Genomic DNA, 12,536 nt, shown 5'->3' on the forward strand with positions numbered 1-12,536 from the left:
CTTTCGCGCATGCATATCGGCATCTTGTCACGCAATCGCAACCTCTACTCGACGCGCCGCCTGATCGAGGCCGCCGAGCAGCGTGGCCACAGTGTCAGAGTCGTCGACACGCTGCGCTGCTACATGAACATCGCGTCGCATCGCCCCTCGATTCACTACAAGGGGGCGGAACTCGAATCCTTCGACGCCATCGTGCCGCGCATCGGCGCGTCGGTGACCTTCTACGGCTGCGCCGTACTGCGCCAGTTCGAGATGATGAGTACCTACGTCCTCAACGACTCGGTCTCCATCACACGCTCCCGCGACAAGCTGCGCTCGCTGCAGCTGCTGTCGCGCAAGGGACTGGGGCTCCCGGTGACCGGATTCGCCCACTCACCCGACGACATTCCCGACCTGATCACCATGGCCAAGGGCGCCCCGCTGGTGATCAAGCTGCTGGAGGGAACTCAGGGGATCGGCGTGGTCCTGGCGGAAACCAATCAGGCCGCGGAATCGGTCATCCAGGCCTTCATGGGGATGAAGGCGAACATCATGGTGCAGGAGTACATCAAGGAGGCCAAGGGCGCCGATATCCGCTGCTTCGTCATCGGCGAAAAAGTCGTGGCGTCGATGAAGCGCCAGGCCGCCGATGGCGAGTTTCGCTCCAACCTGCATCGTGGCGGCACTGCCAGCGTCATTCGGATCACTCCGGAGGAACGCTCCACCGCCATTCGGGCCGCCAAGGCCATGGGGCTGGCCGTGGCGGGTGTCGACCTGCTGCGCTCCAACCACGGCCCGGTGATCATGGAGGTGAACTCCTCTCCCGGCTTGCAGGGTATCGAGACGGCGACCGGCAAGGATATCGCGGGGCTGATCGTCGAGCATCTGGAGAAAAATGCCAGCACGCCGCGCAAGGCGCCGCCGAAGCCCAAGGGCTGAATGAGAAGAAATCCGACAAATAGCCGGAAATGCTAAATTTTTCTGCCCCCAGGGGTAGCAAAACAGTGTTTCCGGCCGCACAATTTGTGTCACCTCAGGAGGTGGCCGCACATGTTTCTCGACAATCGCCAAGTGGCGATGGACAGCGTGCTCGAAGCGCTGGCCGATAGTCTCGACTATTTTCAGGACAATCTCGATCGCCTGCGCCCGGCGCTGCGTAATGCCCTGAAACCCCATTACGAGGAACGTGGGGCTGCCATGCGCGAGCTACAGCAACTGGTGCGCGAGCATCTCGACATCCTGCCACGGGACGCCGACGTCGAGCGCGACGATTACCTCTGGCTCTGGAGTCGCATCAAGAGCTTCGTCGGCAACGACAGCGCCGTGCTGCTGGGGGAACTGCTCGAGCAGGAGCGCGTTCTGATGCAGGCGCTGGGCACGGCCTTCACCCACCCCCTGCCGGAAGCCCTCGAACCGACGCTGGAACGCTGCTGGAAAAATTGCCGCGCGCTGATCCGGGAAATCAACAAGCTTCAGCAGCGCCAGCGCTAGGCGCGGGTGAACGGCGGCCCCGCCGCATTCATGACGACAGCCGGATCGGCTCGAAGGGCCCGAGGAAGTACGGTTCGCGCCCCCACAGATAGAGATCCCCGAACGTCGCCGCACGCGCCAGCCACTCTCTCAGGCGCAGCCGCCACTCCCCCTTGATGCCGTCGTCGGGCACGGCGCATCCGGTGGACTCGATGCCCAGCGCGTCGGCGATGAAAAGCGCGCGTGGTAGATGCCAATCCTGTGAAATCAGCATCAACCGGTCGGCGCCGAAGACCTCCTTGGCCCGAACGACGCTGTCGAACGTGCTGAAGCCGGCATAGTCGAGGGTCATGTTGGCATCGTCGACGTTACGGTGCCGCAGGGAGCGCCACATGCTGATCGGTTCGTTGTAGTAGCGCGTGCGATTGTCGCCGGAGAGAAGCAGGTGCTGGACGCGGTGCAGCCGCAGTAGCTCCGCCGAGGTCTCCACTCTGGCCTGATAGTAGGGGTTGGAACCACCCTGGCGTAGCCACTGCGCGGTACCGAAGACCAGGCCGACGGGCTGCACCGCGCACAGCGGCACCTCATGCTCGATGCGGGCGTGGGTTTTCTGCAGTATCCAGAGATTGATCACCACGATACTGACGGCCAGCAACGACAGGCTGGCCAGCAGCGCCTTGAGCAGGCCCTTCAGCAGCCAGAACATGGGGAAGAGCAAGGTCGGTGGACGGGAAGTGGCCACTGAAGGCCCCTCTCGGAAATCCGGTGGCGCGTTGAGATGTCGATCAGCATATCGCGTTCGTTGCTCTGCCAGAAACCGGCTGTGCAAGCCGGGAACGTTCGTCAGGCTCCGTCTGTAAAGTCCCTAGAACATTCCCAGTTCAAGACGCGCCTCTTCACTCATCATCTCACGGCTCCAGGGGGGATCGAAAACGATTTCCACGTGGACCTTGGAGAACTGCGGCGCACCCAGAATCTTGCGGCGGGCGTCTTCGGCGATGACATCGCCCATCCCGCAACCCGGCGCGGTCAGCGTCATGCGGATGGTCACCATGCACTCGCCGGTGAGCAGGCGTTCGATGCGACAGCCGTAGACCAGCCCCAGATCGACGATGTTGACCGGTATCTCCGGATCGAAACAGGTCCGCAGTTGCGCCCAGACGAAAGCTTCCATCTCCTCTTCGCTGGCGCCCGGGTCCAGCGTGGGACGCTCGAGCGCCTCGAGACCCAGCGCATCGAGGTCATGCCCTTCGATCAGATAGAGACGCCCTTCGTGGCTGACGCTGACCGAGCTGCCCTTGGCTTGCATCACCACGACCGAGCTGTCCTCGACCAGCGTGACCGTCTTGCCGAACGGAATCGAGATGGCATCGACATCACGCTGCAGCGGCATCTCCTGGCCCTTGTAGACCTGGCTTAGGGGATCCATCGTCACTCCTGACAGAATTGCCGGCCCGAACAGGCCGGGAGCCAGAGCCGGCTCACCGCAGCATACCCAGCACGCGCTGCAACGCCTCGACGAAGGCATCGACCTCTTCCGGCGTGTTGTAGACCGCCAGAGAGGCCCGACAGGTCGCCTCGACACCGAAATGATTCAACACCGGCTGGGCACAATGGTGCCCGGTGCGAATCGCCACGCCCAATTGGTCGATCAACAGCCCGATGTCCTGCGCATGCGCGCCATCGACCACGAACGAGATCACGCCCGCTTTTCGCGGCGCGGTGCCGATGATTGTCAAGCCGTCGATCCGTTCGAGCTTCTGGGTGGCGTGATCCAGCAGCCACTGTTCCCAGGCCGCCAGACGTTCGATACCGAGCGCGCTGACCCAGTCGAGGGCCGCGCCCATGGCGATCACGTCGGCCACCGACGGCGTACCGGCCTCGAAGCGATGCGGGACGGCGGCGAACTCGGTACCGCGCTCGAAGGAGACGCGCGAAATCATCTCCCCGCCACCCTGCCAGGGAGGCATGGACTCGAGAATGGACGCCTTGCCATAGAGCGCGCCGGCCCCCATGGGCCCGTACACCTTGTGTCCCGAGAAAGCGTAGAAGTCGGCATCCAGGGCCTGCACGTCGACGGCCTGATGCGGCACCGCCTGGGCGCCATCGACCAGAATCAGGGCACCGTGGGCGTGGGCGTCACGCGCCATCTCGGCGATGGGGTTGATCGTGCCCAGCGCGTTGGAGACATGGTTGACGCAGACCAGCCTGGTCCGCTCGCCCAGCAGCTCGCGATAGGCCTCCTGATCGAGCACGCCTCGTGCATCGACCGGGATGACCCTGATCACGATACCCAACTCGCGCTCGAGCAGTTGCCAGGGCACGATATTGGAGTGGTGCTCCATCAGCGACACCACGACCTCGTCGCCGGCACGCAGATTGGCCCGCCCCCAGCTGTTGGCCACCAGATTGATCGCTTCGGTGGTCCCGCGGGTGAAGACGATCTCGCGCGGCTCGAAGGCGTTGAGGTGCCGCTGTACCGTCGCGCGCACGCCTTCGAAGGCGGCGGTCGCCTCGTCGGCCAGGGTGTGCAGGCCGCGGTGGATATTGGCATTGTAGCGACGGTAATAGTCGCCAAGACTGTCGATGACCGCCACCGGCGTCTGGCTGGTCGCGGCGTTGTCGAGATAGATCAGGGGCTTGCCGTGGACCTCCCGCTCGAGAATCGGAAAGTCCCGGCGTACCGCCGCCAGATCCAGCGTCAGATCGGTGATCGACGTCATGTCACGCCTCCTGAATCGCCTCGGCGGTTTCGACCAGATCCGCCAGATTGAAGCGCTCCGGCAAGCGGCCGGCAACGGCCCGCTCGACGCGCTCGGCGATGACGTTGAGCCGCACCTTGTCCATCACCTCGCCCACGAAGGCAAGGGTCAGCAGCGCCCGCGCCATCGGTTCGTCGATACCGCGACTGCGCAGGGCATAGACGGCCTCCTCGTCGAGCTGACCGGTCGTGGCGCCGTGGGAACACTTGACGTCGTCGGCGTAGATGACCAGTTCCGGCTTGGTGTCGATCTCGGCGCGGTCGGACAGCAGCAGGTTGGCGTTGTTCTGGTACGCCTCGATCTGCTGCGCGTCCTGCTTGACGAAAACCTTGCCGTTGAACACGCCATGGGCCCGGTCATCGAGAACGCCCTTGTAGTTCTCGTTGGAGAATGTCCGCGGCGAGTTGTGATTGACCAGGGTGTGATTGTCGACGTGCTGGCGTCCCTGGACGAAGAACAGCCCATTGTAGGCGGCTTCGGCACCCTCGCCATTGAGATCGGTCACCAGGTCGGTGCGTACCAGCGCCCCGCCGAGGTTGAGGTTGTACGAGTTGAAGCGGCTGTCGCGACTCTGGTCGACGTGAATGCTGGCCACGTGCAGATCCGTCAGTGCGGCTTCCTGGAGCTTGTAGTGATTGATGATGGCTCCGCGATCGAGCAGCACCTCGGTCACCACGTTGGTGAAGTTGGCGGCTTCGGGTTCACCCGAGTAGTGCTCGATGACCGTCGCTTCACTGCGGGCGCCCGCCTCGATCAGCACCCGGGGGTGGCTCATCACCGCCTGCCCGCCGGCACGGGACAGCAGCAGCACGTAGATCGGCTTGTCGACCACCACGCCGGGGGCGAGGCGCACGATGGCACCTTCGTCGGCAAAGGCGGTGTTCAATGCGGTAAACGGGGAAAAATCGACGCCGGCCAGACGCCCGAGAGCGCCCCCCACCGCTTCATGATTGGCGGAGACGGCCTGCGATAGCGCTTCCACCTGGACGCCATCGGGCAGACCCTCGAGCTCGGAGAGTTCCGCGCTGAACAGGCCGTCGACCAGCACCAGCCGGTAGGCATCGATATCCAGACGCTGCGCCTCGAAGTGGGCGCCATCGAATGTGGCGTCGGTCGCCAGCGCGAAGTCGCCTTCGGCGATACGGCGCACGTCCGTATACTTCCACGCTTCATCACGCCGCGTGGGGAAGCCCATCGCCTCGAATCGCGCAGCGCCGGCCTGACGACGTGCCGCGACCCAGCTCGGGTCGTCCGCACGACGCTGGGTCAGACGCTCGAGAAAGCGTTCCGGTGCACTCATGCAGCAGACTCCTCCAGCACCCAATCGTAACCACGGGCTTCGAGCTCCAGCGCCAGCTCCTTGTCGCCGCTCTTGACGATGCGGCCATCGACCAGGACATGGACGCGATCCGGCTCGATATGATTGAGCAGGCGCTGGTAGTGGGTCACCAGCAGGATGGCGCGATCGGCGCTACGCAGCGAATTGACCCCGCTGGCCACGACCTTCATGGCGTCGATGTCGAGACCGGAATCGATTTCATCGAGCATCGCCAGTTTCGGTTGCAGCACCAGCATCTGAAGGATTTCGTTGCGCTTCTTCTCGCCGCCGGAGAAACCTTCGTTGACCGCACGCTGCAGGAAGCTCGGGTCCAGCTTCATCTCGGCGCTCTTCTCGCGCACCAGCTTCATGAACTCCGGCGCCGGAATCTCGCCCTCGCCCCGTGCGGCACGCTGCGCATTGAGCGCGGCCTTGAGCAGATAGATGTTCTTGACCCCGGGAATCTCGATCGGGTACTGAAAGCCCAGCAGCAACCCGGCACGAGCACGTTCCTCGATCTCCATCTCGAGGACGTCCTGGCCCTCGAAGAGAATGGTGCCCTGGGTCACTTCATAGCCGTCCTTGCCGGCGATCACGGCCGACAGCGTCGACTTGCCCGCACCGTTGGGCCCCATGATGGCGTGAATCTCGCCGGCGTTGATGGTCAGGTTGAGGCCCTTGAGGATCGCTTTGTCCTCGACCGTGACATGAAGATCTTTGACTTCGAGCATGTGAAACCCTTGATACGAGAGAGGCCGTCGACGCAGCCTCCCGAAATTGGATGACTTGGGCGATGGGTCGCGAATCAGCCCACCGACCCTTCCAGCGTGACATTGAGCAGTGCTTCGGCCTCGACGGCGAACTCCATCGGCAACTCCTGGAAGACGTCCTTGCAGAAGCCGTTGACGATCATGCTGACGGCATCCTCCTCGTCGATCCCACGGGCGCGACAGTAGAACAGCTGATCGTCGGCAATCTTGGAGGTGGTCGCCTCATGCTCCACGGTCGCGGTGCTGTTGCCGATCTCCTGGTAGGGGAAGGTGTGCGCACCGCACCGGTCGCCGATCAGCAGCGAATCACACTGGGTGTAGTTGCGCGCGCCCTTGGCCCGCGGCCCGATCTTGACCAGCCCGCGATAGGCCTGATCGCTGCGGCCGGCGGCGATCCCCTTGGCGACGATCGTCGAGCGGGTGTTCTCGCCGATGTGGATCATCTTGGTGCCGGTATCCGCCTGCTGGCGGCCGTTGGTCACCGCCACCGAGTAGAACTCGCCGATGCTCTCCTTGCCGCGCAGCATGCAGGAGGGATATTTCCAGGTGATCGCGGAGCCGGTCTCGACCTGGGTCCAGCTGATCCGGGAGCGATCGCCGCGGCAGTCGCCACGCTTGGTGACGAAGTTGTAGATGCCGCCCTTGCCGTCCTCGTCCCCCGGATACCAGTTCTGAACGGTGGAGTACTTGATGTAGGCGTCTTCCAGCGCCACCAGCTCGACCACCGCCGCGTGCAACTGGTTCTCGTCGCGCATCGGCGCGGTGCAGCCCTCGAGGTAGGAGACCTGGGCCTGCTTGTCGCAGATGATCAACGTCCGTTCGAACTGCCCCGTATTGGCGGCATTGATCCGGAAATAGGTGGAGAGCTCCATCGGGCACTTCACGCCTTCCGGCACGTAGACGAAGGAGCCGTCGGTGAACACCGCGGAGTTCAATGCCGCGAAGTAGTTGTCCGCCTGCGGCACCACGGTGCCCAGGTATTGACGGACCAGTTCCGGATACTCGCGAATCGCCTCGGAAATGGAGCAGAAGATCACGCCCGCTTCGTGGAGCTTTTCCTTGAACGTCGTGGTCACGGACACGGAGTCGAACACCGCATCGACCGCGACCCCCGCCAGCGCCGCCCGTTCATGCAGCGGGATCCCCAGCTTTTCGTAGGTCTCCAGCAGCTTGGGATCCACCTCGTCCAGGCTCTGCGGGCGATCTTCCGGCTTCTTGGGCGCGCTGAAGTAGGAGATCGCCTGATAGTCGATCGGCGGGTACTCCAGGTGTGCCCAGGAGGGAGGCGTCATCTTGAGCCACTGATGGTAAGCCTCGAGGCGCCACTCCAGCATCCACTGCGGCTCGCCCTTTTTCTGGGATATGAAGGCGATCGTGCTTTCATCCAGGCCGGGCGGCACGGTATCGCTTTCGATGTCGGTCACGAATCCCTGCTTGTATTCGCGACGGACCAACTGCTCCATCTCTTCGCTAGCCATGGTCTTCTCTCCTCTCCACCGAGAGCCTTATGACGAAGGCACGATCCCGGGCGGGACCAGGAAGCAACGAACCGTCACCACCGCTGGTCCTGCCATTGCCGCGCCTTCTTAATGTTCGCGCAACGCCTCGCCTGCCGAGGGAAGCGTCACGCTTTGAATGGGTAGCTGCACTGGCAGCTTGAGCGGACTGGACTGCGCGAGGTGCGCCAAGGTGACACCGTCGAGCAGGGTGCGTATGGCCTGCGACACCCGCTGCCAGTTGCCGGCGACGCCACAGGTGTCGAGCAACTCGCAGTCGCCGTCGGCATGGCTGCATTCGGTCATGCCGATCGGCCCCTCGATCGCGGCGATGATGTCGCTGGCCGTGATGTCAGACGGTGAGCGGGACAACACGTAGCCGCCGTGGGAACCTCGGCGGGACTCGAGCAATCCGCCCTTGGACAGCATCTTGAGGGTCTTCCCCACCGTGGGATGGGGCAGTTTCACACGCGCCGCCAGTTCCGACGCGGTATGCGCATGATCGGGGTCACGCGCGATCTGCGCCATGATCACTGCCGCATAGTCCGTCAATTTCGATAGCTTCAGCACGCCTCGATGCCCTCTCGACCCTGACAGTCTCCATATAGGACCATTTTAGTCCTCTTTATATACGCTGTGAACCCTTACCGACGCATGGCTCGCCATTCTCCGAGCGGTTCGCTCTCTTCTTTCCGAACAACCGTCATTCAAATCCGCTCGAGGACGTCGCCGAATCTCGCAATGACATAAAAATACAAAACGAAACGCCAAGAAACTTCGTTTTCAGAAATACACGCTAAGAAGCTTTTCGATACTCAGGGCGTTTTTCGGCGAGCGTCCGCCGTTGGCATTCGGCAACAAGTGGTGTCTGCGTAAAGACACGCCCTGTGCAATGGAGCGACACGAAAATCGCACGTCCTTTTACATGAGATTTTCCTGAATTGCCTCCTCGCCACTTCGAACCTACCGTTGTCCCACCCTTTCGGAAACGCTGTTTGTCATCGGCTGTAACACCCATCGCCGATGGGACAGTACGGATGTCACGGAACACAAGGCCAAACGGTCCCCCTCATCTTCCGGACACCTGGCAAGGGAGCGCGGGGGCCACGGAGCGATATCAAGAATCGGCAACTCCACCTCGGTGGCGCGGTGAATGCCGACGGCCAGATCACGAAATCTGGTCACGATACGAATATCAGCAAGGAGAGCGATCATGCGGATCACCATCTTTGGAACGGGCTATGTCGGCCTGGTCACAGGCACTTGCCTCGCCGATGCCGGGCATGAAGTCATGTGCATGGACGTGGATCAGGACAAGATCAACGGCCTGAAGAGCGGCGTCGTACCGATCTACGAACCGGGCCTGGAGGCGTTGATCAAGCAGAACGTGGCGGACCAACGGCTGCTGTTCACCACCGACCCGGTCGAGGCGGTCAATTTCGGGACGCTGCAGTTCATCGCCGTCGGCACGCCGCCGGACGAGGACGGTAGCGCCGATCTCAGATACGTACTCAACGTGGCCGACACCATTGCCACCCACATGCAGGCGTACAAGCTGGTGATCGACAAGTCCACGGTACCGGTCGGTACGGCGGACCACGTGTCGGGGACCATTGCCCAGCGACTGCGGCAGCGCGACGTGGATATTCCCTTCGACGTCTGCTCGAACCCGGAGTTTCTCAAGGAGGGCTCGGCCGTGGAGGATTTCTCCCAGGGTGCACGCATCGTGGTCGGCTGCGACTCACCCCGCGTGGAGCCGCTGATGCGCGAGTGCTACGCGCCCTACAACCGGCGTCAGGAAAAGCTGATGTTCATGGACATCCGCAGCGCCGAGCTGACCAAGTACGCTGCCAACGCCATGCTGGCGACAAAGATCAGCTTCATGAACGAGATCTCGAATCTGGCGGAACGGCTCGGTGCGGACATCGAGAACGTGCGCCGGGGCATCGGCAGCGATCCGCGCATCGGCTACAGCTTCATTTATCCAGGCTGTGGCTATGGCGGCTCGTGTTTCCCGAAGGACGTGCAGGCATTGGCGCGCACCGCCAGCGATGTCGGCTACGAGGCCGAACTGCTCGACGCGGTCGAGTCGGTGAACAACCGCCAGAAGACCCACCTGTTCGCCAAGCTTTCCCAGGCGCTCGATGGGGAACTGCGGGGCAAGACCATCGCCATATGGGGGCTGGCCTTCAAGCCCAACACCGACGACATGCGCGAAGCCCCGAGTCGCACACTGATGGAGGCGGTCTGGGCCGCCGGCGGCAAGGTTCGCGCCCACGATCCCGAGGCCATGGATGAGTGCCGACGTATCTACGGCCAACGCGACGACCTGGAACTGACCAAGCGCCGGGACGATACCCTGGAGGGCGCCGACGCCCTGGTGATCTGCACCGAATGGAAGGCCTTCCGCACGGTCGACTTCCGCCGCCTGCGGGAGCGGCTCACCACCCCGGTGATCATCGACGGACGCAACCTGTTTGATCCCGAGAGCGTGCGCGCCGCCGGCCTGCTCTATTTCGCGGTGGGTCGTGCCGACTCGCTGCGCATCGCCCAGCCTGTCGCCGTCGCTACCGCAGCGGCATCACCGGCCGAGCGAACGAGCCCGAGCGTCGCCTACACACTCTGATAACCGCCCCGTCGGCGACTGACGTCGCCGACCCCTCGACCCTCATGACGTTCCCGATCGGTGCCACTGCATTGATCAGGGGGACTTCGTGTCTGCGCGCCTGACGCAAGGACTCGGGTCGAGGAACGCAACCCAGGAACGACTCCAGGGACAACCCGATGAGCCACATCCACTACACCCGAGCCAGACCCAGCAAGGCATCGGTGGCGACCGAAGCCACGGTCATGCTGCTGCTCGCCACGCTGGTCCTGCTGCTGGTAACGCATCTGCCGGACGAGGTCTTCCATCCCGGGTCGAAGAGCTTCCTCTTCGCCGTGGGCTTGATCGGCGCCTGGCGCTACTCGTGGTGGTTCGTCCAGGCGATCCGGTCGGTCTGGTACAACCGCCGCATGTTTCCACGGCTACGGGCGGAGGCCGATGCCGTCGGTGCCAACGAAACCCCGGACGCCCTCTATATCCTGTGCACATCGTTTCGGATCGATACCGAAGTGACTTTCGCCGTCTATGACGCGCTGATCCGGGATGCGGCCGACTACGGTGTGCCGACCACGCTGTTCGCCGCCATCGCCGACCGCAGCGACGTCGACATCATCGACCAGGTCATGGACGAGCATGGCTGGCCCGCCAATGTCAGCGTTCGCTACATGTTCCAGAAAGGCGACGGCAAGCGCTCGGCCATGGCCGAAGTCTTGCGAGCCATCTCGCGCTGCATGCCGACGCCCCGCTCGTTGCTGGTCAGCATGGACGGCGACATCCGCATCGAACCGGGGACGCTGGAACGCTCGCTGTCGTTCTTCCTGGCCCGGGAAGACCTGGGGGCGATCACCACCAACAACAGCGCCGTCGTCATCGGCAACGACATGACCAAGGAGTGGTACGACCTGCGCTACGCCCAGCGTCATCTGGTGATGAGCTCGACCGCGGTCTCCGAACGACTGCTGGTGCTGACCGGCCGCTACAGCGCGTTTCGTGCCGACCTCGCCACCGAGCCGGAGTTCATCGAACTGGTCGAGAACGATCACGTCGAGCACTGGCGCTTCGGCAACTTCAAGTTTCTCTCCGGCGACGACAAGTCGACCTGGTTCTGGCTGCTCAAGCATCGCTGGAAGATGCTCTACCTGCCCGACGTCCATGTCACCGGTTTCGAAGAGCTGCCGGATCGCCGGCGGTTCTTCAAATCGACGCAGGACCTGATGCGTCGCTGGTTCGGCAACATGCTGCGCACCAACGGCCGGGCCATCGCCCTGGGGCCGAGTCGGATGGGGTGGTTCACCTGGTGGAGCCTGGTCGATCAGCGGCTATCGATGTGGACCACGCTGATCGGCCCGACCATCGCCATCCTGCTGACGCTGTTCGTGCGCCCCTCATTCATCTTCGCCTATCTGCTGTGGATCGTGATGACACGTGGTCTGACCAGCCTGGTGCTGGCTTGGCAGCGGGGCCGCTGGAGCGCGCTATGGGTGCCGATGCTCTACTACAACCAGCTCAGCGGGGCGGTTCTCAAGACCTACGTCAGCTTCCGCTTCAATCGACAGCGGTGGTCGCGCCAGGGCATTTCGGCGGGCGAGCCCGACGATCCACGCGCCGCGCGCCGTCAGCGCCTGGGCGGCCATCTCATCCACACCCTCTACTCCGGTGCGCTGGTGTTCGCACTGGCCGTCTTCGGCGGTGTCATGGCACCGGCAGATCGTCTCTCGGTCGCGGCGCTGGTTGGCGCCAGGCCGGCGTCGACCGACGCCGACGACAACCGCTGGCTGGCACTGGCGCTCGCCGATGTGCCGCAGGATGGCAGCGTGCAGCTGCCGTCGGGGCACTTTCGCATCGATAGTGGCTTCAACGCCGCCGTCGCTTCACTGGACAGGGTCCGAGGCACCGGCATCCACGGTCATGGCGATCCCGACCACCCGAGCATCCTGCAGATCGACCCAGGTCTGTCCGATCAGATCACTTCAGGCGATACCACGCTCGCCAGCGCCGGCCGGCTGCAGTGCAACGAACGGCGCCCCTGCCGGCTCCGGATCGGCGGACACGACATCCGTTTGACGGAGCTGTCGTTGTCGCTGGGCGAACGCCGCGGAGAAAACAAGGCACTGGCCCAGAACCGCCAGTAAACCA

General features: G+C 63.3%; 11 protein-coding genes. 4 read left to right on the forward strand and 7 right to left on the reverse strand.

The genetic code is table 11. The annotated features are described in order from the left end of the window. Positions 1 to 9 precede the first annotated feature (9 nt). On the forward strand, positions 10 to 918 hold the full coding sequence (rimK, locus tag Q0602_RS19300; protein ID WP_295040527.1) for a 30S ribosomal protein S6--L-glutamate ligase: 909 nt from the start codon (positions 10 to 12) through the stop codon (positions 916 to 918). Between the two features lie 111 nt (positions 919 to 1,029). Further along, positions 1,030 to 1,470, forward strand: coding sequence for a hypothetical protein (locus Q0602_RS19305; protein WP_149437627.1), 441 nt, complete (start codon positions 1,030 to 1,032; stop codon positions 1,468 to 1,470). 28 nt (positions 1,471 to 1,498) lie between these two features. On the opposite strand, the gene Q0602_RS19310 is transcribed toward Q0602_RS19305, so the two are convergent. From Q0602_RS19310 to Q0602_RS19340, 7 genes are all read right to left on the reverse strand, one after another. Further along, positions 1,499 to 2,191, reverse strand: coding sequence for an ElyC/SanA/YdcF family protein (locus Q0602_RS19310; protein WP_298846862.1), 693 nt, complete (start codon positions 2,189 to 2,191; stop codon positions 1,499 to 1,501). A gap of 123 nt (positions 2,192 to 2,314) precedes the next feature. Then, on the reverse strand, positions 2,315 to 2,884 hold the full coding sequence (gene sufT / locus Q0602_RS19315) for a putative Fe-S cluster assembly protein SufT (protein ID WP_298846910.1): 570 nt from the start codon (positions 2,882 to 2,884) through the stop codon (positions 2,315 to 2,317). 46 nt (positions 2,885 to 2,930) lie between these two features. After that, positions 2,931 to 4,172 carry a cysteine desulfurase gene (locus tag Q0602_RS19320; protein WP_295040520.1) on the reverse strand — a complete coding sequence of 414 codons (1,242 nt, stop codon included), beginning with the start codon at positions 4,170 to 4,172 and terminating at the stop codon, positions 2,931 to 2,933. Between the two features lies 1 nt (position 4,173). Next, on the reverse strand, positions 4,174 to 5,511 hold the full coding sequence (sufD, locus tag Q0602_RS19325) for a Fe-S cluster assembly protein SufD (protein ID WP_298846914.1): 1,338 nt from the start codon (positions 5,509 to 5,511) through the stop codon (positions 4,174 to 4,176). Continuing rightward, entirely contained in the window at positions 5,508 to 6,260 is a 753-nt protein-coding gene (gene sufC / locus Q0602_RS19330; RefSeq protein ID WP_149437619.1) for a Fe-S cluster assembly ATPase SufC, read from the reverse strand. The genes sufD and sufC overlap by 4 nt, the downstream gene beginning before the upstream one ends. 74 nt (positions 6,261 to 6,334) lie before the next feature. Next, positions 6,335 to 7,777, reverse strand: coding sequence for a Fe-S cluster assembly protein SufB (gene sufB / locus Q0602_RS19335; RefSeq protein WP_298846920.1), 1,443 nt, complete (start codon positions 7,775 to 7,777; stop codon positions 6,335 to 6,337). A 108-nt stretch (positions 7,778 to 7,885) separates the two neighbouring features. Next, a complete protein-coding gene (locus Q0602_RS19340; protein WP_298846923.1) occupies positions 7,886 to 8,365 on the reverse strand; it encodes an SUF system Fe-S cluster assembly regulator in 480 nt (159 codons plus the stop codon). A 643-nt stretch (positions 8,366 to 9,008) separates the two neighbouring features. Between Q0602_RS19340 and Q0602_RS19345 the strand changes: the two genes are divergently transcribed. Both Q0602_RS19345 and Q0602_RS19350 read left to right on the forward strand, forming a co-directional pair. Further along, positions 9,009 to 10,421: a UDP-glucose/GDP-mannose dehydrogenase family protein gene (locus Q0602_RS19345; protein ID WP_298846926.1), complete on the forward strand. Its 1,413-nt coding sequence runs from the start codon at positions 9,009 to 9,011 to the stop codon at positions 10,419 to 10,421. 158 nt (positions 10,422 to 10,579) lie between these two features. Continuing rightward, on the forward strand, positions 10,580 to 12,532 hold the full coding sequence (locus Q0602_RS19350) for a glycosyltransferase (protein WP_298846929.1): 1,953 nt from the start codon (positions 10,580 to 10,582) through the stop codon (positions 12,530 to 12,532). Positions 12,533 to 12,536 lie beyond the last annotated feature (4 nt).

Origin of the sequence: uncultured Salinicola sp. (genome assembly GCF_937921195.1) — a bacterium.
GTDB lineage: Bacteria > Pseudomonadota > Gammaproteobacteria > Pseudomonadales > Halomonadaceae > Salinicola.